General features: G+C 67.1%; 22 protein-coding genes. 10 read left to right on the top strand and 12 right to left on the bottom strand.

Going from position 1 to position 25,510, the window contains the following annotated elements; all coding sequences use genetic code 11:
- Positions 1–95: 95 nt before the first annotated feature.
- Together ACYKG1_RS01925 and ACYKG1_RS01920 are read right to left on the bottom strand one after the other, a co-directional pair.
- Positions 96–803: a YceI family protein gene (locus ACYKG1_RS01925; RefSeq protein WP_478471662.1), complete on the bottom strand. Its 708-nt coding sequence runs from the start codon at positions 801–803 to the stop codon at positions 96–98.
- A gap of 75 nt (positions 804–878) precedes the next feature.
- Positions 879–1,469: a malonic semialdehyde reductase gene (locus ACYKG1_RS01920; protein WP_100471086.1), complete on the bottom strand. Its 591-nt coding sequence runs from the start codon at positions 1,467–1,469 to the stop codon at positions 879–881.
- A gap of 125 nt (positions 1,470–1,594) precedes the next feature.
- Between ACYKG1_RS01920 and ACYKG1_RS01915 the strand changes: the two genes are divergently transcribed.
- From ACYKG1_RS01915 to ACYKG1_RS01890, 6 genes are all read left to right on the top strand, one after another.
- Entirely contained in the window at positions 1,595–2,554 is a 960-nt protein-coding gene (locus ACYKG1_RS01915; RefSeq protein WP_100471085.1) for a mitochondrial fission ELM1 family protein, read from the top strand.
- A gap of 104 nt (positions 2,555–2,658) precedes the next feature.
- Positions 2,659–2,889 (top strand): hypothetical protein, encoded by a 231-nt coding sequence (locus ACYKG1_RS01910; RefSeq protein ID WP_046984459.1) that lies wholly within the window; start codon positions 2,659–2,661, stop codon positions 2,887–2,889.
- Between the two features lie 48 nt (positions 2,890–2,937).
- On the top strand, positions 2,938–3,789 hold the full coding sequence (locus tag ACYKG1_RS01905) for a DUF2145 domain-containing protein (protein ID WP_100471084.1): 852 nt from the start codon (positions 2,938–2,940) through the stop codon (positions 3,787–3,789).
- A gap of 19 nt (positions 3,790–3,808) precedes the next feature.
- Positions 3,809–4,312 carry a hypothetical protein gene (locus ACYKG1_RS01900; protein WP_202908105.1) on the top strand — a complete coding sequence of 168 codons (504 nt, stop codon included), beginning with the start codon at positions 3,809–3,811 and terminating at the stop codon, positions 4,310–4,312.
- Between the two features lie 32 nt (positions 4,313–4,344).
- Complete coding sequence (locus tag ACYKG1_RS01895) at positions 4,345–4,860, top strand: hypothetical protein (protein WP_262227179.1); 516 nt, start codon at positions 4,345–4,347, stop codon at positions 4,858–4,860.
- A 75-nt stretch (positions 4,861–4,935) separates the two neighbouring features.
- Complete coding sequence (locus ACYKG1_RS01890; protein ID WP_087921316.1) at positions 4,936–5,496, top strand: queuosine precursor transporter; 561 nt, start codon at positions 4,936–4,938, stop codon at positions 5,494–5,496.
- A gap of 462 nt (positions 5,497–5,958) precedes the next feature.
- On the opposite strand, the gene glnE is transcribed toward ACYKG1_RS01890, so the two are convergent.
- Positions 5,959–8,754 carry a bifunctional [glutamate--ammonia ligase]-adenylyl-L-tyrosine phosphorylase/[glutamate--ammonia-ligase] adenylyltransferase gene (glnE, locus tag ACYKG1_RS01885; protein ID WP_478471659.1) on the bottom strand — a complete coding sequence of 932 codons (2,796 nt, stop codon included), beginning with the start codon at positions 8,752–8,754 and terminating at the stop codon, positions 5,959–5,961.
- A 374-nt stretch (positions 8,755–9,128) separates the two neighbouring features.
- Between glnE and ACYKG1_RS01880 the strand changes: the two genes are divergently transcribed.
- A complete protein-coding gene (locus ACYKG1_RS01880) occupies positions 9,129–10,643 on the top strand; it encodes an acetyl-CoA hydrolase/transferase family protein (protein WP_478471657.1) in 1,515 nt (504 codons plus the stop codon).
- 117 nt (positions 10,644–10,760) lie between these two features.
- Here ACYKG1_RS01880 and hglS read toward each other — a convergent pair whose 3' ends face one another.
- The 9 genes from hglS to ACYKG1_RS01835 all read right to left on the bottom strand — a co-directional run bounded on the left by hglS (position 10,761) and on the right by ACYKG1_RS01835 (position 21,631).
- Positions 10,761–12,125, bottom strand: coding sequence for a 2-oxoadipate dioxygenase/decarboxylase HglS (gene hglS / locus ACYKG1_RS01875; protein WP_262082954.1), 1,365 nt, complete (start codon positions 12,123–12,125; stop codon positions 10,761–10,763).
- A 150-nt stretch (positions 12,126–12,275) separates the two neighbouring features.
- Complete coding sequence (locus tag ACYKG1_RS01870) at positions 12,276–12,764, bottom strand: hypothetical protein (protein ID WP_478471655.1); 489 nt, start codon at positions 12,762–12,764, stop codon at positions 12,276–12,278.
- A 31-nt stretch (positions 12,765–12,795) separates the two neighbouring features.
- Positions 12,796–13,548, bottom strand: a complete 753-nt coding sequence (locus tag ACYKG1_RS01865; protein WP_478471653.1) for an HAD family hydrolase — start codon at positions 13,546–13,548, stop codon at positions 12,796–12,798.
- A gap of 95 nt (positions 13,549–13,643) precedes the next feature.
- Positions 13,644–14,054, bottom strand: a complete 411-nt coding sequence (locus ACYKG1_RS01860) for an EF-hand domain-containing protein (protein WP_087921311.1) — start codon at positions 14,052–14,054, stop codon at positions 13,644–13,646.
- Between the two features lie 233 nt (positions 14,055–14,287).
- Positions 14,288–14,659 carry a hypothetical protein gene (locus ACYKG1_RS01855; protein WP_478471651.1) on the bottom strand — a complete coding sequence of 124 codons (372 nt, stop codon included), beginning with the start codon at positions 14,657–14,659 and terminating at the stop codon, positions 14,288–14,290.
- A gap of 210 nt (positions 14,660–14,869) precedes the next feature.
- Positions 14,870–15,583: a M15 family metallopeptidase gene (locus ACYKG1_RS01850; protein ID WP_262227171.1), complete on the bottom strand. Its 714-nt coding sequence runs from the start codon at positions 15,581–15,583 to the stop codon at positions 14,870–14,872.
- Positions 15,516–17,102, bottom strand: a complete 1,587-nt coding sequence (locus ACYKG1_RS01845; RefSeq protein ID WP_478471649.1) for a serine hydrolase — start codon at positions 17,100–17,102, stop codon at positions 15,516–15,518. The genes ACYKG1_RS01850 and ACYKG1_RS01845 overlap by 68 nt, the downstream gene beginning before the upstream one ends.
- Positions 17,090–20,089, bottom strand: coding sequence for a TonB-dependent receptor (locus tag ACYKG1_RS01840; protein WP_478471648.1), 3,000 nt, complete (start codon positions 20,087–20,089; stop codon positions 17,090–17,092). Before ACYKG1_RS01840 ends, ACYKG1_RS01845 begins: the two co-directional genes overlap by 13 nt.
- Before the next feature lie 51 nt (positions 20,090–20,140).
- Complete coding sequence (locus ACYKG1_RS01835) at positions 20,141–21,631, bottom strand: transglutaminase-like domain-containing protein (RefSeq protein WP_478471647.1); 1,491 nt, start codon at positions 21,629–21,631, stop codon at positions 20,141–20,143.
- 132 nt (positions 21,632–21,763) lie between these two features.
- Between ACYKG1_RS01835 and ACYKG1_RS01830 the strand changes: the two genes are divergently transcribed.
- The 3 genes from ACYKG1_RS01830 (at position 21,764) to ACYKG1_RS01820 (ending at position 25,505) form a co-directional block, all read left to right on the top strand.
- On the top strand, positions 21,764–23,200 hold the full coding sequence (locus ACYKG1_RS01830; protein ID WP_478471645.1) for a C40 family peptidase: 1,437 nt from the start codon (positions 21,764–21,766) through the stop codon (positions 23,198–23,200).
- The gene (locus ACYKG1_RS01825) at positions 23,201–24,295 is read left to right on the top strand and encodes a dipeptide epimerase (RefSeq protein WP_478471643.1); all 1,095 of its coding nucleotides are present in this window, start codon (positions 23,201–23,203) and stop codon (positions 24,293–24,295) included. It begins immediately after the preceding gene.
- A gap of 361 nt (positions 24,296–24,656) precedes the next feature.
- Positions 24,657–25,505: a MurR/RpiR family transcriptional regulator gene (locus tag ACYKG1_RS01820; protein ID WP_100471071.1), complete on the top strand. Its 849-nt coding sequence runs from the start codon at positions 24,657–24,659 to the stop codon at positions 25,503–25,505.
- Positions 25,506–25,510 lie beyond the last annotated feature (5 nt).

Genomic DNA, 25,510 nt, shown 5'->3' with positions numbered 1-25,510 from the left:
CGCAGCCTGCCAGCGGCCGGCGCTACCGGCACCCAAAAAGAAGGCCCGCTTTTCAGCGGGCCTTCTGCCTTCTCACGACGAGTGAGTTGGGTGCATCAAGCGGCCGGCTTTTCGCCGGTGGCTTCGGTGGTGATGCGGATCTTCACTTCATCGCTGACGTTCGGGGCATAGGCGCCGACGCCGAAATCGCTGCGCTTCAGGGTGGTGGTGGCGTCGAAGCCGGCGGCCGGAACCTTGGCCATCGGGTGCTCGCCGCCGCCATTGACGGTGACGTCCAGGGTGACCGGCTTGGTGATGCCCTTGATGGTCAGGTCACCGGTGACGGTCAGCTTGTTGGTGCCGGCGGCTTCCACCTTGGTGCTCTTGAAGGTGGCATCGGCGAACTTGGCGGCGTCGAAGAAGTCGGCGCTCTTCAGGTGCTCGTCGAACTTGGTGGTGAAGCTGTTCAGGCCGCTCAGCGGCAGCTTCACTTCCACCGTGGACTTGGTCACGTCTTCGGCGTTGTACACCAGGGTGCCTTCGACGTTGCCGAAGTGCGCGCTCGGGTTGGAGAAGCCGAAGTGGCTCCACTGCGCCAGCACGTCGGTGTGGCTCGGGTCCAGCTTGTAGGTGCCCGAGGCGATCTTGATCGCTTCGGCGGCCGGCGCAGCGGCGGCGGCATCGGCAGCCGGGGTGGCAGCCTGCTCGGTGGTGGCCGGGGCGGTGGCGTCAACAGCCGGGGCAGCGGTGTCGGCCGGCTTGGAGCAGGCGGCGATGGCCAGGGTCAGGGCCAGCGGCAGCAGCAGTTTACGGGTGGCGCTCATCTCAGGAACTCTCCGGATCGTAGGGTGGGTACAGCAGGGACCGCCAAGGGGGCGGCCCGGAATCGATACAGCGACTTACGCGATGCGCGCCGCTTCGTCGAACGACAGGCGCGGCAGACGCGGGAACAGGCCCGCCGGGTCACCGTAACCCAGGTTGACCAGGAAATTCGACTTGATGGAGGTGCCGGCGAAGAAGGCTTCATCCACCTTGGCCGCATCGAAGCCGGACATCGGGCCGGCATCCAGCCCCAGCGCGCGCGCGGCCAGGATCAGGTACGCACCCTGCAGGCTGCCGTTGCGGATGGCGGCTTCGTGGCGGCCTTCCTGCGGGCCGTCGAACCAGGCCTTGGCATCGGTATGCGGGAACAGGTACGGCAGCTTCTCGTGGAAGTCCAGGTCGAAACCGATGATGGCGGTAACCGGGGCGGCCATGGTCTTGGCCAGGTTGCCTTCGGACAGGGCCGGGGCCAGCTTGTCCTTGGCTTCCTTCGAGGTGACGAAGACGAAGCGGGCCGGCGTGGTGTTGGCCGCGGTCGGGCCCCACTTCACCAGGTCGTACAGTTCCTGCAGCAGGCTGGCCGGGACCGGCGTGTCGAGGAAGGCGTTCTGTGTACGGGCGGTGCGGAACAGCTGATCGAGGGCAGCAGCGTCGAGCGCGTGGGACATCGGTGAACTCCAGGGCGGCTAAGGGAAGTCAGTGCCCGCGGGCGGCGCGGGGCGAAACGACGAGCCGCAGTGTAGAGTGTCGCGACTGTTGCAACACCCAGCAGGGCTGAAACGAATTAATGCCAATGGTGAAACGATCGAGCGCGCCCTGGACGGTCACAGACGGCCGTGCGGGCAATGTCCGCCAGGCGGTCGCGCTGGCCACGGCGCTGCGCCAGGGCACCCATCGGCCGCTGCTGCTGCAGCCACGCGCGCCCTGGCGCTGGCTGTCGCCGCGACGCCTGCCTGGTGATGTGAACGGCTACGGCGAGGCCTTCGCGACGCTGGCTGCCGACGCCCCGGCGCTGGCGATCGGTTGTGGCCGACAGGCCGCTGGCGCCCTGCGCGTGCTGCGCGCACGTGGCAGCCAGGTGGTGCAGATCCTCGACCCGCGCATCGGCGCGCGTCACTGGGATGTAGTGGTGGTGCCCGAACACGATGCCCTGCGCGGCAACAACGTGCTGACCCTGCTCGGCAGCCTCAACCCGGTGGACGACGACTGGCTGGCCTGGGGCCGCGCCGCGTTCGCCGGCTTCAGCACCCTGCCCGGCCCGCGCACCGCACTGCTGGTGGGCGGCCCGACACCGCTGGCACCGTGGGACGAGACGGCGATGGTCGGCGTGTTCCAGGCACTGGCCGACCAGATCCGCAGCGAAGGCGGCAGCCTGCTGGCGACCACCTCGCGGCGCACGCCACCGGCCTTGGCCGAGATCCTGCGCGCGAAATTCGCCGACCTGCCACACGTGATCTGGGGCGATGGCGGCGACGGCACCAATCCCTATGGCGGCCTGCTCGGCTGGGCCAACCGCGTGGTGGTCTCGCCCGATTCGGTGAATCTGCTCTCTGAAGCCTGCGCCACGCGCATGCCGGTGATGGTGGCGCTGGCCGATACCGTGCAGGGGCGGCTGGCGCGCTTCCAGCAACAGCTGCGCGAGCGCGGGCGATTGCAGGCGCACTGGCTGGACTGGCAGTACGACCGCATCGAGCCGCTGCGCGAAACCGCACGGATAGCAGCAGAAGTGAAAGCGCGGCTGGCATTGCGGTAGTGCCGGCCGCTGGCCGGCAGGTCCCGATCATCCAGCGATTTCTGAACATTTCGATCCAGCTGCGCGGTTAGAGTCCAGCTTCCTCCATCACGCTGAACGTCTTCATGCGCACCCTGCTCCTGCTGCCCCTGGCCCTGCTCGCCGCGTGCTCCACCACGCCCACCGAGCTGGATCCGATCTCGTATCAATGCCAGCAGCAGCTGGATGCATACCGCGAACAGCCGGCGCTGCGCGATCCGAAGACGGGCGAGCGCCCGCCGCTGCCGATCGCCCCGATCAGCGACGCCTGCGACAGGGAACTCAAGCGCAAGGGCGTGGATCGCCCGCTGCGCTGAGCAGCGTATGATCGGCGCGCGGGCCTGCCCGCCGTTGAAGGTACCGACATGGATCGTTTTTCCCGCCTGCCCCGCGCCGCGCTGCTGATTGCCAGCCTGCTGGCGACCGCACCGGCATGGGCCAACAGCACCGCGTGCCGCGAACGTTACCCGAGCGTGGCGTCGCAGGCGGCAATGCTGGACGTGGCCTGGACCACCGCCGAACGCCTGGACGCGCTGCCCGACGTGGACGTGGTGGTGGCCGCGCGCGGTGGCCAGGACCTGAGCCGCTACGGCCTGCGCCACAGCCACCTGGCCTTCCTGCTGCGCGAGGACGACGGCCGCTGGCGCGCGATGCACCTGCTCAACCGCTGCAAGACCGACAGCTCGCAGCTGTACCACGAGGGCCTGGGCAACTTCGTCGGCGAGAGCGGTGGCCATACCGACCTGCGCATCGGCGTGCCGTCTGCGCCGTTGCGTGCGGCGCTGCGCGCGATGCTGGTGCCGCCCTCGATCCAGCCCAAGGCGCTGCACGAAGCGAAGTACAACGTGGTCGCCTACCCGTTTGCCACCGACTACCAGAACTCCAACCAGTGGGTGCTGGAGGTGCTGGCCGCAGCAATGGCGCAGGCCGAAGGCGCGCCGGCCATCGTCAAGCGCGAACAGGCGCAGCAGTGGCTGCGCCAGCAGAAGTACCAGCCCAGCGTGCTGCATATCGGCCTCGGCAAGCGCGTGGGTGCGCGCCTGTTCGTGGCCAACGCCACCACCACCGACCATCCGGCCGGCGAGCGCATCTCCGGCAACTATTCGGTGGTGACGGTGGAATCGGTGTTCGACTTCCTGCACCAGCGCAGCCAGCTGCAGCAGGAACTGGTGATCCCCCACGTGCCGGTGGCCGGTGCCGCCGCAGCCTCGCCCTGAATCACGCAAGGAGAACGACATGCGCCTGCTGCACAAACCCCTGGTATCGATGCTGATCGTCAGCGCGCTGGCCTGGTCATCGGCCGCCCACGCTGAGCGCCGCATCGTGATCATCCATGACCCGGGCCCGCAGGGCCCGAGCCTGGAGATGTCCACGCAGATGGTGGCCTCGGCCCGCGCGGCGGCGGCGAAGGAAGCCCAGGATGCGGCCGACGCCGGCCAGCCGCTGGCCCGCCCGCAGCAGATCAAGCTGCCGCAGATGCAGGTGAGTGGAATCGCCACCACCGTCGATGGCCGCCGCGAAGTGCTGCTGCGCGATGCCAACGACCCGCAGAACACCGCGTCGATGCAGTACCCGCGCGGCATCGGCGACCCCGCCGTGCAGTTCACCGTGGGCCAGACCGTGAACTTCGAACCGACCGGCGCCGACCAGGGCTGGCAGCTGAAGGACAACCAGGGCCGCCCACTGGAATATCTGCCCGAGGCCACCGGCCCACGCGACATTTTCGATACCCGGCGCTGAGCCGCCGTCCCCACGCTGACCAGGAGGTCTGCATGTTCCGTTGCCTGCGCGTTCCCGCTTCTGCCCTGCTGCTCTCCGCGCTGCTGGTGCCCACCGTCCATGCCGGCGCTGCGCCGCAGTTGAACAGCGGCCAGACCAGCGTGCTGGTCACGTCGCTGATCGTGCTGTCGATTCCGTTGGCCACGTCGATGGGACTGGCCGAACTGTCCAAGGCCCCGTTCAAGGCCAGCGAGCGCAACGGCAAGGTCGCCGCACGCACGCCGGCGGTGCCGCTGCCACCGATGGAAGTGAAGCAGGTCGCCACCACGCCAACCGGTGATCGCCAGGTGCACCTGCAGGTGCCCGGCAAGGCCGACCAGACCGCAACGCTGCAATGGCCAGCCGTTGCAGGCGATGACCCGATCGCCGGTTTCGTTGTCGGCCAGCAGGTGCGCTTCGACCCGACCGACGCGGGTGCCGGCTGGACCGTGAAGAGCGCACAGGGCCAGGCCCTTGCCTACGTACCGACCGCCTATGCCGCTGGCGACGTGATGAGCGAAGCGCTGTAAAGCTGAACGACCGGTTTTGGCTTTGCTGCGGGCCGGGCGGATAATGGGCGATCCCCTTTGTCCCCCTGGCTCGCCATGTCCGTGCGTCCTGCCCCTGTGTTTGCCCCGTTGACCGCCCGCGCCCTGGTGCTGGCGGTGCTGGCCATGGGCGCGGTGGTGCTGCTGTCCAACGTACTGGTGCAGTACCCGATCAACGATTGGCTGACCTGGGGTGCCTTCAGTTATCCGGTCGCGTTCCTGGTCAGCAACCTGATCAACCGCCGCTTCGGCCCTGGCCCGGCGCGCCGTGTGGCGTGGATCGGTTTCGCGGTGGCGGTGCTGCTGTCGATCTGGGTGGCGACGCCGCGCATCGCCATTGCCTCGTGCTCGGCGTTCATCGTGGCCCAGCTGCTGGACATCACCGTGTTCGACCGCCTGCGCCGTGGTAGCTGGTGGCGCGCACCGATGGTGGCCACCACCTGCAGTGCGACGGTGGATACCACCATTTTCTGGTCGATTGCGTTTGCCGGTTCCACCCTGCCGTGGGTGAGCTGGGCCGCCGGCGACCTGGCGGTGAAGCTGGCGATCGGCGTGTGCCTGCTGGCCCCGTTCCGCGCGCTGCTGTGGAAGATGGCGCCGCTGCGCGCCACCAGCTGACCGCTGTCGCTCTGGTAGGTGCCAACCTTGGTTGGCACACACCTTGAACCCGGTGGGTGCCGACCGTTGGTCGGCACGCTCCATCAGAGTTCATCGCCGCTGAAAGATTGTGCCGACCAACGGTCGGCACCTACCAATAGCAGACCATCGCCGGGCCATTGATCCGGTAGCTGCCAACAGCGGGGCATCACCGGGCCAATGATCTGGTGGGTGCCGACCGCTGGTCGGCACGCTCCTTCAGAGTTCATCGCTGCTGACAGATTGTGCCGACCAACGGTCGGCACCTACCAATAGCAGACCATCGCCGGGCCATTGATCCGGTAGCTGCCAACAGCGGGGCATCACCGGGCCAACGATCTGGTGGGTGCCGACCGTTGGTCGGCACGCTCCTGAAGCGTTCATTGCGGCTGACAGATGGTGCCGACCAACGGTCGGCACCTACCCAAAAGCTGCTACCGGCACTCAGGCGAACGGCAGCTCCGCGGCGATGCACGCCGCCGTGATCGCCGCACACGCCTCTTCAATCGCCGGCGTGGTCGGGGCCAGCCGCGGGCGCCGGTCCAGCGTGCAGGCCAGGCCCACCTCCAGCAGCGTGGCATGCGCTCCATGCAACGCCTGCGCGGTGCCTTCCGGCAGGAAACCAACAGCGGCCAACGCATCGATCAACGATGGCGTATCGCGTGGCTGCAGCAACGCCGCGTGCTGTGCACTGCGCACCAGCACACCGGTCTGCAGCAGGAACTCCAGGTCCACCACGCCACCGGCGCCCTGCTTCAGGTCCAGGCGCGCGGCATCGCTGCGGTCCAGTTCGGTGCGCATGCGCCCACGCATCTTCAACACGTCGGCATACAGCACACCGGCATCGCGTTCGCGGCCCAGCGTCTGCGCACGCACCTGCTCGAAATCGGCCAGCAGGCCGGCATCACCGGCCACGCCACGCGCGCGCACCAGCGCCTGGTGTTCCCAGGTCCACGCACGTTCGCGCTGGTATTCGGTGTAACTGGCCAGCGAAGACACCAGCGACCCCTTGCCACCGTCCGGGCGCAGGCGCACGTCGATGTCGTACAGGCGCCCGGCAGCGGTGACTGCACCGAGCAGCGCCATCACCTTCTGCGCCAGGCGCGCATACCAGCGCCCCGGCTCCAGCGGACGTGCACCATCGCTGGCGTCCACGCCGGCCGGGTTGTCGTGCAGGAACACCAGGTCCAGGTCGGAACCGAAGCCCAGTTCAAGCCCACCGAGGCTGCCGTAGCCGATGATCGCGAAACGCCCACCGGGAATATCACCGTGCGCAGCGCGCATATCCGCCTCGGCCATCGCCAGCACGGTGACCACCACCGCCTGCGCCAGCTCGGCCAGTTGCCGCGTGCTGTCCACTGCACCCTGGCGGCCGTCCAGCGTGGCCATTGCCATGCGGAAGCTGAGCGCCAGCCGCGTCTCGTTGAGCCATCGCAGCGCGGATTCGGGATCGTCCACCGCCAGTACCTGCTGGCACTCGGCCAGCATGCCGGCGGCATCCGGCATCGGCCCGGACACGCGCACGTCCAGCAGCTCATCCAGCAGCAGCGGGTATGCAGCCAGGCGCTCGGCCAGCAGCGCGCTGCGCGCCAGCACGTCCACCAACCGCGCCAGTGCGCTGGGCTGTTCGTCCAGCAGCGCGAGATAGCTGGTCCGGCGCAGCACCGCCTGCAGCAGGCCAAGCACGCGCTTGAGCGCGGCATCCGGTTGTGGCGAGCGCGTTGCCGCATGCAGCAACGCGGGCAGCACGCGATCCAGCCGCGCACGTGCAGCATCGGACAATGACTTCACGCCGGTGCCCTGCGCGAAATCGCGCAGCGACTGGTCGGCGCCATTGGCATCGAGGAAACCGGCTTCGGCCAGCAGCGGCGCATTGCTGCCCTCGGGCAGGCTGCGCCAGTAGTTGGCCAGTGCATCGGGCGCGGCCTGGCCCTTGCGCGGCGCCAGCAGCGCGGCGAATTCGGTACTGACCCGCTGCTGCTGCACGGCCAGCGCCGCGCGCAGCACATCCCAGTCGGGATAGCCCAGGCCGACGGCGATGCGTTCGCGGTCCAGCGCGTCGCTGGGCAGCACGTGGGTCTGCGCGTCGCGCAGCATCTGCAGGCGGTTTTCCAACCGGCGCAGGAACAGGTAGGCCTCGCGCAGTGCGCTGCCATCCTGCGGCGCGATCTGCCCGGCCGCCACCAGTGCCTCCAGCGCCACCAGCAGCCGGCGCTCGCGCAGCGCGGGCTCACGGCCACCGCGGATCAGCTGCAGCGCTTGGCACAGGAACTCGATTTCGCGGATGCCGCCGGCACCGCGCTTGATGTCTTCGTGAAGCTCTCTGCGCGCGACTTCGGCGGTGATCGCCGCCTTCATCTCGCGCAGGCCGTCGAGCGCGGTGAAATCCAGGTAACGGCGATACACGAACGGGCGCAGGGTCTGCAGCCACGCTTCACCGGCCTCGATGTCGCCGGCCACGGCGCGCGCCTTCAGCCAGGCATAGCGTTCCCAGTCGCGGCCTTCGCGCTGGAAGTACTGGTCCATCGCCGCGAACGACAGCGCAACGCGGCCGGCGCTGCCGAACGGGCGCAGGCGCAGGTCGACGCGGTGGCTGAAGCCATCGACGGTGGTTTCATCCAGCAGCTTGGCCAGGCGCTGGCCGAGGCGCGCGAAATATTCCTCGGCAGCCAACGCGCGCGGGCCGTCGGATTCGCCGCCGTGCGGGTAGGCGTAGACCAGGTCCACATCGGAACTGAAGTTGAGCTCGCCACCACCGAGCTTGCCGAGGCCGAACACCACCAGCTGCTGCGGCGTGCCTTCGCCATCGCGGACCACGCCGTGACGCTGTGCGAATTCCTGCTGCAGGGCCTCCAGCGCCAGCCGCAGGCACTCCTCGGCCAGGGCGGTGGCGCCGGCCAGGGTCTGGGCCACATCGTCCAGACCGGTCAGGTCGCGCCAGATCAGCCGCGTCGACATGGCGGTGCGCCAGCGCCGGATCTGCGCCGGCCAGTCGCTGGGCTGCAGCGGATCGAGCACTGGCGCCGGAATCGCCGGGCAACCGGGCGCGGCCAGCTGCGCCAGCAGCGCGGGTTGCCGCACCAGGGTGTCCAGCGCGAAGTCGCTGGCCACCGCCAGCCGGGTCAGCAGCGGCAACAGATCAGCCGGGACGGGCTCGGGCAGGACCTGGGCCAGGCGCGCCAGGGCGCGGTCGACAAGGGGCTGCAGGGACGCGGGCAGTTCAGCGGGAGCGAGGGTCATGCCTCGATTCTCGCGGGGTCGGATCCCTTTGCCAACGGCGAAGGGCGCCGACCCCAGATGGCTGGCACTGCGCGGGTCAAAGCCTTTTGCCCGTGGCAAAAGGATCCGACCCGGTGTGTCGCGCGTATTCATAATGGGTGGAAGGCAATAAAAAAGCCCGCTTGCAGCGAACTGCCAGCGGGCTCTGCTCCCTCCCCCACGTCGGGATGCAGGGCCATCGTGCGGGCTGCGAAAGCACTTTGCACGCTGCACTGCAAAACAAAACCGGTGGGTATGGGTGACCCCTGCGGGGAAAAGCCATTCCACGAAGGTAGAACCCCCCGTACGGAGGAGGATGGCCGATAATCGGGTTTCCCCCCAGAAACACTGTCGTCATGTCTGTTGATCGCATCGCCAACGCGCGTCTCCGTGACCGCGTGGTCTCCGCAGAGGCCGCAGCCGCGCTGATCCAGCCCGGTGAAACCGTGGCCATGAGCGGCTTTACCGGCTCCGGGTATCCCAAGGCCGTCCCCGTGGAACTGGCCCGCCGCATCGAAGCGGTGCACGCCCAGGGCCAGCCCTTCCAGATCAAGCTGATGACCGGCGCCTCCACCGCGCCGGAGCTGGATGGCGCGCTGGCCAAGGCCGATGGCATCGCCATGCGAATGCCCTTCCAGAGCGACCCGGATGCGCGCAACCGCATCAACGAGGGCAAGCTGGATTACATCGACATCCACCTCAGCCACGTGGCCCAGCACGTGTGGTTCGGCTTCTACGGCGAGATCGATACCGCCGTGATCGAAGTCTCGGCCATCCGCGAGGACGGCTCGCTGGTGCCCTCCACCTCGGTGGGCAACAACAAGACCTGGCTGGACCTGGCCAAGAAGGTGATCGTCGAGGTCAACGAATGGCAGCCGGCCGGCGTCGACGGCATGCATGACATCTACTACGGCACCGCGCTGCCGCCGCACCGCAAGCCGATTCCGCTGGTGAACGCCAACGACCGGATCGGCGACACCGCGCTGCGCTGCGACCCGGACAAGATCGTGGCGGTGGTGCGCACCAACGGCCCGGACCGCAACAGCCCGTTCAGCCCGATCGATGCGACCAGCGAACAGATCGCCTCGCACCTGATCGAGTTCCTCAAGCACGAGGTGAAGAAGGGCCGCCTGCCGCCGAACCTGCTGCCGCTGCAGTCGGGCGTGGGCAACATTCCCAACGCCGTACTGGCCGGCCTGGCCAAGAGCGGTTTCCGCGACCTGGCCGCGTTCACCGAGGTGATCCAGGACGGCATGCTCGACCTGCTGCGTGACGGCGTGCTGAGCTACGCCTCGTGCACCGGCTTCGCGCTGAGCCCGCAGGCCAACGAGACCTTCAAGGAACACATCGATTTCTACCGCGAGCGCATCATCATGCGCACGCAGGAAATCTCCAACCATCCGGAGCTGGTGCGCCGCCTCGGCTGCATCGGCATGAACGGCATGATCGAGGTGGACATCTACGGCAACGTCAATTCGACGCACGTGATGGGCACGCGGATCATGAACGGCATTGGCGGTTCGGGTGACTTTGCCCGCAACGGTTTCCTGTCGGCGTTCCTGAGCCCGTCCACTGCGAAGAACGGCACCATCTCGGCGATCGTGCCGATGGCCAGCCATGTCGACCACACCGAGCACGACGTGTCGGTGATCGTCACCGAGCAGGGCCTGGCCGACCTGCGTGGCCTGACCCCGCGCAAGCGCGCGCAGGTGCTGATCGACAACTGCGCGCACCCGGATTTCCGCCCGCAGCTGCAGGACTACTTCGACCGCGCCAGCCACGAAAGCTACGGCAAGCACACCCCGCACCTGCTGCCGGAAGCGCTGTCGTGGCACCAGCGCTGGCTGGATACCGGCACGATGAAGGGCTGACTGCGTTGGGGGTCAGAGCCCTTTTCTGCCGAAAAGGGATCTGACCCCGGTCATGCGCAACGTCGGGGTCGGATCCCTTTCCATGGGAAAGGGCTCTGACCCCAGGTACGGACACCTTCACGCGGTGCGCAGGCTCGCCAGCGATTCGGCCTGCAGCCGCTCGTAGATCTCGAACTCGTCATTCACCGCCACGCCCAGCGCCTGCTCGAAGGCCTCGCGGTTGGCGTGCGCGGCATAGGCGCGCTGTTCTTCGCCGCCCAGATTCGACTGGAAGATGCCCGCAGCGCTGACCGGCAGGAAATCCTCGTAGACGATCGGGTCGGCGGTGGCCAGGCCCGCGGCCACCAGCACTTCGGCCGGCAGGTCGGCCACGCGCTCCGGCGCGGCGCGGCCAGCGTCGGTCAGCTGGTAGCGGTAATAGCCCAGGCCTTCCTGGCGCAGCGTGTCATGATCATCCGGGAAGCTGGCGAACACCGCCTGCAGGCGCTGGCCGTAGTCGCCACCGGTGCTGCCTTCGCCACCGGCATCCCGTGCCTGCGACAGCAGCTGGTCGTACAGCGCGCGGCCCTTCGGGGTCAGGGCAAGGCCACGCTGTTCGATCTCGCCGAAGCGCGCGGTATGCGTACCGGCATCGCCGCCCTCGCCGTCCGGGAAATGCACCGCCTCTTCCAGTGCCTTGAAGCTGGTCTGGCGCAGCAGGATCGGGCAGGCACGGCGCGGCGGGCCCTCGATCACCGCCTTGGCCGCCATGCCGTGTTCGATCATCGCCGCCTGCGCCGCGTCGATGTCCAGCGTGCGCGGGGTCAGGTGGTTGATGTGCGGGCCACGGAAACTGACCACGTCGGCCACCAGCCGATGCGCGTTGTGCAGCGCGTGGTAGGTCGGCAGGTCGACCGTGGCATCGCCGTGCCAGCGGAAGGTTTCCAGTGCTTCATCGACGAAGCGCTCGGCATCGGCCTGCGACAGCCCGCCGTCACGCTCGGCCTGGTCGATCAGCGCCAGCGCGCCCTCGGTGAAGATACGGCGGCGGGCAAGGATCGTTGCCGATTCCGCACGCAGCGCTTCGTCTTCGATCAGCTCCAGGCGCAGCAGCGAGGTGAACACGCGGAACGGGTTCTGCGCCAGCGCGGCGCCGGTCAGCGGACGGAACGCGGTGGAGTGCACCGGCACGCCGGCCACCGACAGGTCGTAGTAGCCGACCGGGTACATGCCCATCACCGCGAACAGGCGGCGCAGCGTCGCCAGTTCCTGCACGGTGCCGACGCGGATCGCACCGTGGCGCTCTTCGTCCAGGCGCGCACGCTCGTCGTTGCGCAGCAGCTGCGCGGCCAGCGCCGGATCCTGCTCCAGCACCTGTGCGTTGATCCGCTCCACCAGTTCCACCAGCGTGCCGTACAACGGCACTTCGGTGCGGTACATGCGGGACATGGCCTGTGCGAACAGGCGGCGGATCACATCAGGCGAAACGAAAGAGGCGCTCATCAGTCACTCGATTACGGGAACGGGGAACAGCTCGGACCCGTATTGTCGCCGGAGCGCGCGGCGGCGGCGATATGCAGAGCAACATGGCGCCCGGCCTCTGCAGGGGGGCGACCTGTGGACTGCTCCACCCGAATCAGGCAGCGGCCGGCACTACCGCTTGAGCTGGCGCTTCAGGGTGGCATCCAGAGTGATCGGCCGGTCCCAGTGCTGGTAGCTGGCCACGATGGCGTGGCGCACCGCGCGGTAGTGCAGGTTGTCCGGCTTGGTGGGCATGCGCTTCACCACCGCTTCCCAGCCGCCCTCCGGGTCCTGGCTGAAGGCGCGCACGCTGTCGCGGCAGGTCTGGCCACTGGCCTTGGCCCAGAAGCAGGCGAAGTAGATATCCCCGGCCTGCCAGCCATGGGTGGTGAACAGCGCGCTGATGTAGCCGCGCGGCACCTCGGCATAGCGCGACACCTCGTCAAGGAAGGCGTCGGGGTAGCGCTCGGCGTAGTGGTTGATGTCCTGAAGCTGGGCATCGACCCAGCTGTCACCGGTTTCCACCGCGTAGACCGCCGAACGCTCGGCGGTCTGCTGGGCCAGCACGGTGGCCGGGACCAGCAGCAGGGACAACAACAGCGCGCGCAGTCGGAGATTCATGCCCCGATTCTGCCGCAGCTGCCGGGCCCTGTCAGGCCGCCGCAGCGGCCTTGGCCTCGATCGCCGCCAGTGCAGCCGGCCAATCGTGGGCGGTGTCGGCGGTGACCATGCGCGGTTCGTCGTCGGCCACGCCGTGCTGGGTCTCGTGCGCCCAGGTCACCGCGTACGGGGTATGCACGCCCCAGCCGCCCAGGGTGACCACCGGCTCGATGTCCGAACGCAGCGAGTTGCCGACCATCACGAAGCGCTGCATCGGCAGGTCGAATTCGGCCAGCACGCGGGCGTAGGTTTCCGGATCCTTCTCGGAAACGATCTCGATGCGCGGGAACAGCTCGGCCAGGTTGGCGATCTTGATCTTCGCTTCCTGGTGGAACAGGTCGCCCTTGGTGATCAGCACCACCGGATAGTGCTCGGCGATGGTCGCCACCGCTTCGCGCACGCCGTCGATCAGCTCGACCGGGTGGCGCAGGGTATCGTGGCCGATCTCCAGGATGCGCTGGATGTCCTTGGCCTCGATGCGCTGGCCGGTGATGTCGATGGCTGCCTCGATCATCGACAGCGTCATGCTCTTCACGCCGTAGCCGAAGGAGCCCAGGTGGCGCTGCTGCACTTCCAGCAGGTGGCGCGCGGTCTGGGTGTCATGCACGTCGACGTAGCGCGACAGCAGGTCAAGATAATCCTGCTCGGCCTTGCGGTAGTAGTCCTCGCTCTTCCACAGCGTATCGTCACCGTCAAAACCGACCAGGCCGATGGCGCGCGACGGCGCAGGCGTGGGGGTGTTCATCGGCCAAGGATACAGGGGCGGCCATGACGAGAAAAACCCAGGCGGCCGCAGCCGCCCGGGTCCCCATGCACCGGTCTTCCCGAATCAGGCCTGGATCAACGGCCCTGCGCCGCGCCGGCACCCGCGCCGGCCTGCTGGGCGGCCACGTAGGCCTTGTACTCGTCGGCGCTCAGCTCGCCGTCCTTGTTGGTGTCGGCCTGGTCGAACACCTGGGCCAGGCCGGCGTTCACCTGTGCCTCGGACTTGCTGATGGTGCCGTTGCCATCGGTATCGATGCTGGCCCAGGTCTGGCCACCGCCGTTGGCCTGCGCCGATGCCGCCGCGGCCGCATTGGTCGCCTGGTCAGCCGCCTGCCCTGCCTGTGCCGCCGACTGCTGCGCCTGCGCGGCCTCGTTCTGTGCCTGCGCGGCCTGCTGCTTGGCCGACTGGGCCATCGCCGGAATGGCCAGCACGCTGCCAGCGGCGACGATCAGGGCGATCAGGGGCTTGCGGTTGCGAATAGTCATCAGGGGTGTCTCCTACCTAATTGGGTGGTGTTGCGCGGCCTGTTGTTTCCGCACGGCACCTACCGTGCCACCGCGTTTCTGAATCGATTTTGGGCCGCGACCGGCCTCCACACGCACGATTAACCACTCGCCTCCACGCATGCGTTAGCGCGCTGGTTAGCACGGAGTGAGCGGCTCATAAGATGCGCATTCAGCGCCGCCGGATTTAACGGGCAACCAACGAAAAACCTGCGTCAGTCGACGCTCTGCGCCGATGACCGCGAACTGAACACCACCCATCCCAGCGCGACACCGGCGAGCGCGCCGGCGATTTCCAGCACCACGCGACTGCCGAGTTCGTTCGGATCGTGGATGGTGGCGAGGAACAGGCGCGCATACAGCGGCGACTCCAGACGCACGATGCCCATGTAGAACAGCTTCCAGGCATCGATGCCGGCGGAGATGATCACGGCGATGACGCAGGACCAGCCGATCGCGTGGCCGACCGTCCAGTGCAGGAGCCGGCACAGCTGCGACCACAGGAAGTACACCAGCAGCCCGACCAGCAGGGCGATGGCGCCCGCTTCCAGGGTGCCGAGCAGGCCGAAGTGCAGGGGAAGGTTCATCGGGTGGGCAGGGATGAAGAGGCGGCCAGTGTAAGGGATCTGCCCCGGACCCGATCCGGTAACCACGGTAGATCCACGCCATGCGTGGATGGATCTCCATCGAAATCGAATACTCCGATGATTGAACGAAGAGCATCCACGCATGGCGCGGATCTACCGTGTCGACCAAGGTCGACACCTACCAACAGCAGCGACCCTCTGCCGATATCCCTACCGCACGGGGACGTCGTATGCGGTGCCCGGGTCCGGTTCGGGCTGCAGGGTGTAGTGCCACCACTCCTGCGGATAATTCACGAAACCACGGCGCGCCATCGCGCGCACCAGCTGCTGGCGGTTCGCCTGCTGCACGTCGCTCAACCCACTCGTCTGCGTATGCGCGCGCGGTCCGAAGAAGTCGAAGTCGGTGCCCATGTCCAACGGCGTGCATGCACCGCTGCGGCAATCCAGCAGCCCCAGATCCACCGTGGCACCGCGGCTGTGGCCGGAGCGCTCGGCGATGTAGCCGTCGGCCAGCAGCCGTGGCTTTTCCAGATCCGGGTACTGCAGTGCCTTGCGCGAGCGCTCGCGCGGATCGTTCACCCAGGCCATGAACGCCTGCACCGAACGCACCGGCCGGTAGCAGTCGTAGAGGCGCAGGCCCAAGCCCTGCGCGCGCAGGTCCTGTTCCACCTGCGCCAGCGCCTTTGCCACCGGCGCCAGCAGGTAGCACGAGGGCGCCTCGTAACCCAGTACGCGCGCGCCGGTGAAGTTGTTGGCGCCGGCGTAGCGGATGTCCATATCGATTTGCGGTGCCAGCGATCGGATTTCGACCAAGCCGGCGCTGGCGGCATCAGTGGCCGGCGAAACACGCGGCGGCTCAGCGGCGCTGGCGCTCGCTGCCAGCGCAGTCGCCAGTACGAGTGAAATGCAGGTCCTGGAAGTCATAGCTGAAGTCGATGTCCGGGTCGATGGCGCGCAGGTCCAGAGAGGGCGGCGCACCGTCACCGGGCTGCAGCCAGGCCTGTGCGTCTTCTCCCAGCGTATCCCAGCGCAGCAGCCAACGCCCCTGCAGTTGCAGCACCGTGGCCTGCAGCCTGGGCGACTTGTCGACGCTGAAATGCAGGCCGTCCTTGCCCGGGCACAGCGAAGCCGGGCCCAGCCAGGGGTCGTTGTAGCGGCCCTGCCAGCGGGACAAGTCCGTGCGGCTCGTAACCTGCGCCGCAGCGGTGGATGGCCGCGAATGGCCGGTCGCCGCCCGCGTTGCCTGGTCAGCCTTCAGTTCGGCCAGGTATGCCATCGCTGGGTGCGCATCATTGGGGGCGGTGAAGCGCTTCAGCGCGGCCTGCATCAGTGCGGTGCGCGCGTCCTCGCCTTCACCGTTGATCAATATCACCACACCCACCTTGCGGTCGGGCAGCAGCGCCAGCGACGAGTACATGCCCGACAGCGTGCCGGTGTGTGCCACCTTCCACTGCCCGTCCATGTCGGACACGCGCCAGCCGTAGCCGTAGCCGTAGAAATGCGCGTTGTCCCAGCGCCGCTGGCGTTCACCCAACGGCATCGGCATGTGCAGGGCCCACAGCGTGCGGCGCTGTTCACCGCCCAGCCAGTCCGGCACCAGCGTGGGATCGAGCAGCACCTGCATCCAGCGTGTCATGTCACGCAGCGAACAGCGGATGCCGCCGGCCGCCATCGATGGCAGGTCCGGGCTGATGTCACCGTCGGCGTTCACCACCTCATTGCGGTCACCACGCCAGGCATGCGGCTGCGCCACGTTGCCCACGCGCTTCACCGGCCATGCCCCCACCTGGCAGCGTGCCATGCCGAGTGGTTCGAACACCTGCTCGCGCATCAACTGGTCGTACGGTTTGCCACCGGCCGCAGCGGCCACTTCGCCGGCCACCACGTACATCAGGTTGTCGTAGGCATAGTGGCTGCGGAAGCTGCTGACCGGCTTGAGGTGCGCCAACCCGCCGATGATGTCAGCACGGGTGAACGTGGTCGGCTCCGGCCACAGCATCAGGTCGCCAGCGCCCAGGCCAAGGCCGCTGTTGTGGATCAGCAGGTCGCGCACCTGCATGTGCTGGCCGACCCAGGCGTCATGCATGCGGAACTCCGGCAGGTGGCGCTGCACGGGGTCGTCCCAGCGCAGCCTGCCCTGCTGCACCAGCCGCGCCAGCAGCGCGGCCGTCATCGCCTTGCTGTTGGAGGCGATCTTGAACAGCGTGTCCTCGTCGATGCGGCCGCCATCACCACGCGCGCCTTCGGCGCGCTGGTAGACCACCCTTCCCTGTTCGACCACGGCCATGGCCAGCCCGGGCAGATGCTCGTGCTGGACCACGGCCGCAACATCGGCATCGATCGAGGCGGTCGCGGTCGTCTGCGCCGCCGCAACCGGGAACACCACCAACGCCGCCACGCAGAGGCAGCGTCGAGCGTGCTGGGCTGGCTTCAGTAGGCCCATGTGACGGTCAGCTGCGCGTAGCGCGGCGACTGGAAGCCGGTGCCGTAGCGGTACAGCGGGTTCGGCGTGCCGATGCTGTCCTGCGGTTCGTAATCCTGGTCCACGGTCACCACGCGCTGCTGGTTCAGCACGTTGTACACCGCCAGCTTCAGGCGCAGGTCAGTGGGAATCGGCACCTTGTAGGAAACGCTGACATCCAGATCGTAGGTCCATGGCGTGCGCCTATCACCACCGCGCGGCGAATGTACGAACACACGTTCGGACGGCACCGTCGCCTGGCAGTTGGACACACAGACGTAGTAGCTGTGGAAATCGGTCGCATCGAACGGATTGCCGGCACCGAAGCGGGTGATCGGGCTGCCGGACTGCACGCCCAGGGTTGCGGCCACGCTCAGGTTCTCGGTCAGCGCGTAGCTGCCGCGGAACTTGAACTGGTGGCGGCGATCATTGGCCAGGTAGCCATAACCGCGGTAGTTGACCCACGGGTTGTCGAAGTTCTCGGTGCGGCCGGCATCGGCGAAGTCGGTATCGGAGTTGACCGGGCCTTCGGCGTTGCCGCGCCCATAGGCCAGCGTATAGGACGCATTGAAGCCCCACTTGCCATCCCACGCACGGTCGACCTGCAGCTCCAGCGCCTTGTAGTCGCGCTTGGGTTTCACCCAGCCGCGCTGGCCCACGTAGTTGCCGTCATCGTCGTACAGCGCCCAGCCTTCCTTGGACGTGTCGATGCTGATCCAGCCATCGTTGCGGCCATCGCAGTTGGTGTCGCCCCAGACAGTGTTGGTGCGGCCCGGGTTGCCCATGATCCACACCCCGTCGATGGCACCGCATTGGCCGGTGGCGGTGATGTTCATGTCATCGATGGCGTTGTGCAGGCGGCGGTAGGTCACGCTGGCGCCAACCGACCAGGCCTCGTTGATCATCTGCTGGAAGCCCAGGATCGCTTCATCCTGGTAGACCGGGTCCATGTCGCGGTTCACTTCGGCGCGCAGGTCCGGCACGCTGCCATCGCCCTGCGAGTTGTCCACCGGTCCGATCTGCGCGCCCAGGTTGGGGATGTTGTTGGCTGCGCCGGAATAGCCGAGGAACTCATACCAGGTGCGTTCGTCGAGGAAGCCGCCGGCCTGCTTGATGTTGATGACGTTCGCCACCGGCAGGAAGTAGCGCCCCAGGTTGCCGAACACCTTGGTGGTGCCATCGCCGCGCACGTCCCACGAGAAGCCGAGACGTGGCGCTACCATGTCATCGATCTTGATGTAGCTGCTGCCATCGCCGCCCTTGTTGTCGAAGGCTTCCAGGCGCACGCCCATGTTCAACAGCAGGTTCGGCGTCACCTGCCAGTTGTCTTCCAGGTAGTAGGCCGAGTTGATGGTCTCGAAAGCGCCCTCCACCTCATAACGGCGCGTACGCGCCACCAGGCCACTGGCCGGCACCACGCCGCCGTTGAGGGAGCTTCCCGGCGTACGCGCATAGATGTCGTAGCGCAGGCCGCCCGGGCCGGGGTAGGCACGGCTGTAGTCAGAGGTGTTTTCCTCGCGGTCCATCCCGAAACGCAGCAGGTGGTTGCCCAGTGTCCATTCGAAATCGGCGCGGGCGGCTTTGCGGGTGTCCAATGCGGATTCCAGCTGCGAGCTGCTGGTGCAGCTGCGGTCACCCTGCAGCGAGGGTGGCACGCCCTGGCTGGCCGTTCGGTTGTCGAACACACGGTTGCAGTTCTCGTCCATCAATGAGCTCTGCAGGCGGTTGCGCTTGTTCTCGCCATACATCAGCTTCATGGTCAGGTCGTTGTTGACCTGCCAGCTGTAGGTGCCGGACCAGTTCTTGCCGCCTACCGTGTTGTAGATCTGGTTGCTGCGCTCACCTACAGTCTGTCCCGTGGCGTAGTCGTAATCGTAGACATCGGTGAGCGTCTTGCTCTTGTCCGAGAAGCCGAACAGCGACAGCATCTGGTTGTCGGTGATCTGCCAGTCGATCTTGCCGCCCCAGAACGGATCGTCGGCCTTGCCCTGGCTCAGGCGTGTGCCAGCGTCGTTGGTCGATGTCGGGCGGTAGTCGCGGGCTTCGTACATGCCGAAGAAGAACAAGCGGTCCTGCACCAGCGCACCGGACGCGAATACGTTCAGCGCACTGCGACTGTAGTCGTCGCGGCTGGCGGTGATGTAGCGGCTACCGCTGCCGTCGTAGCGGTCGCGCGCCTGCGACTGCCACGCACGCGGCTCGAACACCAGCTCGGCTCCCGCCTTGAAATCATTGCTGCCCGAACGGGTGACGGCGTTGATGACACCGCCGGTGCTGCGCCCGAACTCCACCGAGTAGCCGCCGGTCTTGACCTGGAACTCCTGGTAGAACGAGAACGGCACCGATGAGAAGCCGACACGGTTGTAGAAGTCGGTGACGTTCAGGCCATTGATGTAGACCGTGTTCTCGGCCACCGACGAACCGCCAAAGGAAATGCCCTGCCCGCCCAGCGACCCCTTGCCCTTCACCGCTCCCGGCGCCAGCAGCGCCACGGCGGTGATGTCACGGTCCACCGGCAGGCGCGAGAGTTCCTCGCGGGTGATGTTGGTGGCCGACTCGGTGGACTTCACATCGACCATCGACACCACCTGCGGTGCCCGCACTTCGACCGTGCCCAGCGTGCTGACCGCGCCGAGCGGCACGTTCACCGTGGTCGCGCTGCCGAGGCTGACGGTCACCTGGCCAACACGGCTGGCGGCCCCCCCCGGCAAGCCGACCTCCATCTCGTAGGTGCCTACCGGCAGCAACGGAATGCGGTAGCTGCCGTTGGCGTCGGCCTGCACCGATCGGACAAAGCCTGTGGCGGGGTTGCGTACGGTCACCGTGGCGCCAGCCGGCACCTGCCCGGCCTCGCTCACCAGCCGGCCAACCACCGAACCGTCCTGTGCGAATGCGCTGGGCGCGATCATGCCCAGACACGCCCCGAGGGCGACGCACAACGCCGCCCGCTTGATGCTGTAAGCCTTCATCCCCTGCTCTCTCCTGCAAGAATTGAATGGTGTGGAATGCGATGTGTCGCGCTAGCGTTGCCCGGCTGGCAGTACCCGCCACTGGAAGTCGTAGCTCCATTGGTCGAAGTACAGGTTGCCGCCTGCCCACTCGGCCTCGCCGCGCTGCGAGTCGACCGTTTCCGAGCGGAAGTGCTGCTTGGCCGGCGTGAAGCGCTGGCCGAAATCGTCGTTGAAGGCGATGCGGTAGCCGTCGAGGCCACCCAGGTAGAAATCGCGCAGGGCAGGCACGTCGCTGGCCAGCGCGCCGGTGGTCACATCCATCGGCAGCCAGCCATACGGCGCCAGGTAGACCTGCCCCCAGTCATGCAGGTTGTTGTAGCCGCTGCCATCGTCGGAGAACACCATGCCCGACTGCCAGCGCGCGGGAATGCCGTTCATGCGCAGCAGCGCGATCAGCAACAGCGTCTGCTGCCCGCAGTCGGCATGGCCGGCACGCAGCGCGTAATCGCTGATGTTGCTGATCGTGGAGTATTCGCGCGCACCGGCCCATGGAATGCGATCCACGGCAGCAAACAGCTTGCGCACCACTTCATACGGGCGGGTTTCCCCCTGCAGCACCTGGTCGGAGAACAGCTTCAGCGCCGGCGTGAAACGCACGTGCGGCAGCTGCTCGGCCAGGTAGGGTTTCAGCGCCGGATCGGCCGGTGTCGGCTGCACCTTGGCCAGATCGATCGCGGTATGCCGGGCCAGGATCGTGACCGCGTAGCGGACCTCGAAGCGCGTCGGCTGCCCAGCCACCGCCTTGCCTTCCAGATAGGCCGTGCGCTGCAGGGTGCTGGCTGGCGCCACGCGCGCCTTGCCCGGGGTGCTGCCCAGCCACTGCACCTGCTCCTGCTGGCCGGGTATCTCGCGCGGGTAAGGAATCCAGGCGCGTACGGTCTCGCCGGCCGGCACCGCATCAGCTTTCACCGTGAGCGACTGGGTGAATTCAATGCGCTGCGGCAGTACCGACGCTCGGCCACTTTGTTCCGCTGCGGCAAGCACGCGCGCGTGGTGCGCGTTGAGCACCTCGTTCGGGCCCGGCGGCGACATCGGTGCATCCGCGCGGCGGCGTGCGCGTGCCTCATCGCTGAGCAGGAACAAGTTCGACGGTGCGCGCTTGAAATACCAACGCGTGCCATCGATGTCGAGATGCTCAATCAGGCCAAGCTGATCCCACCGCGCGAATTCCTCGTCGGTCAGGTCCGGAATCCAGCGGCGCACGGCAGACTTGGCGGCAGTTTCGTCGAGGGAAAAATCCAGGCGGATGCGCCGCATGCGTTCTTCCTGGAACGCGATGTCGTCGAAACTGACGCCAGGCTCCGCCGCGTCGGCGGCCGACCAGGTGTTCAATTCGCTGTGAGCTTCAAAGAACCGTCCCGCGTCGATCATCTGCACGACGCGCGCGAACTGGATGGCCGAGGGTGGCGGCTCCGCTCCCGCCGACCACGCGCACAGCAGCAGCGCGGCACTCAGGCCGGCAGCAGCAGGCAGACGCAGTTTGCGAACGGCAGGATCCACAGCGACACTTCCCCAGCGCGGGTGGTAACGGCTGTGTAACACGGGCCGGGATGCCGGTCAATAATTTATTCTTGATTTTGATGCCAAAAGGAATAAATATTCCAACAGGCATTCGAGGAGGGTGTGCAGCGCATGATCCTGGCTTCCCGCGAACGGCATCGGCATTGGCCACGCCGCTTGACCCTGGCCCTGTGCCTGCTGGCCGCACCGGCCTTTGCACAGGCGGCCCCGCCGCCCGACCCGGGCGCGCCGCTGCCCTATGTGATCGGCCTGCACGAGGCCTACCTCACCCCGCAGTACTGGACCGCGCGCCTGGACAACGCAGACGTGCCGATCCTGGACCGCAGCCAGATCGAGGCACAGAACGCACGGATGCGCTCACAGGACAGCCACATCCAGGACATCGCCGCACTGCCCGAGCAGCTTGATGCGGCGGCGGTGCGTGCCAGCATCATCTCGCTGTCGAGCTGGCCCACCCGCACTCTGTACAACGACAAGGGCCAGGCCATTGCGCCGGCACTGCGCAGCGCGACTGAAGCCAATCTGGGCCTGCAGTCCATTCCCGCGCAGACGACACCGCAATATGGGCTGGTGGTGAAGCGCGCGGCGCTGCGCACCTTCCCCACCCGCGAGCGCGTCTTCAGCAGCATTGGCGACACCGACATCGATCGCTTCCAGGAATCGGCGCTGTTCCCCGGCGACAAGGTTGCCGTGGTCCATCGCAGCGCCGACGGCCGCTGGCTGTTCGTGCACAGCGAGCGCTACAGCGCATGGATCGAGGCCGATGCCATCGCCAGCGGCGACAGGGCCACGGTGCTCGGCTACGGCGCGAAGGGACCTTACCGGATCATCACCGGCGCCACCGCGCAGACTGCCTACACCCCGGAAGAACCGCGCGTCTCGCGCCTGCAGCTGGACATGGGCGTGCGCTTGCCGGTGCTGGCCGACTGGCCGGCGTCAGAGCCGGTGAACGGCCAGCAGGCGCATGCGTCGTGGGTGGTGCAGCTGCCGGTACGCGAGGCCGATGGTCGATTGAAGCTGGTACCAGCGCTGTTGCCGCGCTCGCAGGACACCGCCGCCGACTATCTGCCGCTGACCCCACGCCTGCTGCTGCAGCAGGCCTTCAAGTTCCTCGGCGAGCGCTACGGTTGGGGCCACGACTACGACACCCGCGACTGCAGCGGTTTCGTTTCCGAGATCTACCGCAGCTTCGGCGTGCTGCTGCCGCGCAATACCAGCGCGCAGGCGGTCAGCCCGGCGCTGGACCGCGTGCCGTTCACCGGCAAGGACGGCAAGGCCGTGCGCGACCGCGCCGTCACCGATCTGCAGGTGGGCGATCTGGTCTACATCCCCGGCCACGTGATGATGGCCATCGGCCACGTCGACGGCCGCACCTGGGTGATCCACGATACGGCGGGCGGCAGCTGGTTCGGTGCTGACGGCAAGCGTGTGCAGGCCCATCTCAATGGTGTTTCGGTCACCCCGCTGGAGCCGATGATGGCCAGCGACAGCGTCCGCTACATCGACCGCATCACCAACATCCAACGCCTGCGTGCCAAGACCCCCTGAATGAAGATCACTGCCATCGAACTGGGCATGCTGCGCGTGCCGCTGAAAACACCGTTCAAGACCGCCCTGCGCACGGTGGAAACCGTGGAAGACGTAGTGGTGCTGATCCGCACCGACACCGGCCACACCGGCTACGGCGAAGCGCCGGCCACCGCGGTGATCACCGGTGATACCCACGGCTCGATCATCGAGGCGATCCGTCACTTCATCGCGCCGCGCCTGATCGGCCAGGACGTGGCCAACCTCAATCACCTGTGCGGTCTGGTGCAGACCGCGATGGAGCGCAACACCAGCGCCAAGGCGGCGGTGGAGATCGCGCTGTACGACCTGTGGGCACAGCTGCATGGCGCGCCGCTGTACCAGATGCTGGGCGGCGGCGACCCGGTGATCACCACTGACATCACCATCAGCGTGGACTACATCGACAAGATGGTGGCCGATTCGCTGTCGGCGATCGAACGCGGCTTCGAGTCGCTGAAGATCAAGGTCGGCAAGGACATCGGCTTGGACATCGAACGGGTCAAGGCGATCCACGCTGCTGTGGAAGGCCGCGCCCTGCTGCGGCTGGATGCCAACCAGGGCTGGACCGCCAAGCAGGCGGTGCATGCCATGCGCACGCTGGAGGAAGCGGGCGTGGTGCTCGAGCTGCTGGAGCAGCCGGTGAAGGCCGCCGACATCAGTGGCCTGAAGTACGTGACCGACCGCGTCAACACGCCGGTGATGGCCGACGAAAGCGTGTTCAGCCCGAGCCAGGTGATGGACCTGATCCAGCAACGCGCGGCCGACATCATCAACATCAAGCTGATGAAGACTGGCGGCCTGTCCAACGCCATCCGCATTGCCGACATCGCCGGCATCTACGGCGTGCCGTGCATGATCGGCTGCATGATCGAGTCCAGCATCAGCGTGGCTGCGGCCGTGCACCTGGCGGTGGCCAAGAGCGATGTGATCACCAAGGTCGACCTGGATGGCCCCTCGCTGGGCCAGTTCGACCCGGTCAGCGGTGGCGTGCAGTTCAACGAGTCGGAGATCAGCATCAGCGAGGTGCCGGGGCTGGGCATCACCGAAGTGCGCGGGCTGGAGATGCTGGGTTGATTCGCGCCTTGCGGCTGGCTTGGTCCTCAACTGTTCCTGGGTCGCGCGTTACTTTTCTTTGCGCGCAAAGAAAAGTAACCAAAAGAAACGCTCCGCCGGCCGCGAGCCAACGTGCTGCGCACGCCGGTACCCTGTGCTCCTCGGCCCGTCGAGGGACGGCGCGGAACTCGCTGCGCTCAGACACCCGCGCCTCTTCGCCCTCGCCGGCCCTGCGGTGCTCGGCTCGCTTGAAGGCGGACTCAACGTCAAAGGCGACAACTGCACTCCGTATCCTCTTCGCTGCTGGCACCCGCCCGACCCATCCCATGACACGCTCTACGCTGCCAACCGCAACGCGCCTGCCCATGCCCGGACTCCCCGCATGCCGCCCCTGCTGAAAATCCGAACCGAGCGCGGGCAGATGTCGGCCATCGAACGTCGCATCGCCGACTTCATCCTCGACAACGCCCACCTGCTGCGCGACTACTCGTCCCAGCAGCTGGCCAGCGCGCTGGGCATCAGCCAGTCCAGCGTGGTGAAGTTCAGCCAGAAACTCGGCTTCAAGGGCTACCCGGACCTGAAGTACTCGATCGGCCAGGACGTCGCCCGCGCCGGTGCCGATCCACAGCAGGCGCCCAGCGAACCCGACAGCGGCGACGACTACCTGCGCCTGGGCGAGGCCCTGCGCCGCAGCAAGGCCCAGGCCGAGGAAGAAACCCGGCAGGCCAATCCGCGCGAGGAGATCGAGCGCATCGTGCAGCTGCTCGACGGCGCGCCCAAACTGTTCGTCTACGGCCTGGGTGACGACGGCCTGTATGCCCGCGAGTTTGCCATGCGGCTGTCGCTGCTTGGCCTGCTGGTGGTGCCGCATACCGATCCGATCCTGATGCTGGCCAACCTGTCGGCCGCACGTCCCGGCGATGCGTTGCTGGTGTTCTCCGAGTTCGGCAACCTGCCGCAGCTTTCGCAGCTGTCACGGCAGTTCCAGGACATGGGTGGCAAGGTGATTTCCATCACCCGGCACACCGCCAACCCGCTGCGCGCGCATGCTGATGCGGCGCTGGTGGTGTGTGCGCACGACCGTACGCCGCAGGTCGCGCAGCTGCTGTACCGTAGCGCCATGCACGCCCTGCTCGATTTCCTGTTCGTGCTGCTCTGCCACGCCAATCCGGACCGCCAGCAACAGCTTGCGGTGAACCTGGAGCGGATCGACCACCTGCTGGATTCCTGACCGGA

The organism is Stenotrophomonas sp. 85239_Sma, from assembly GCF_056481725.1.
The sequence above is the reverse complement of the archived record's forward strand: the minus strand, read 5'-3'. Positions and strand labels throughout refer to the sequence as shown.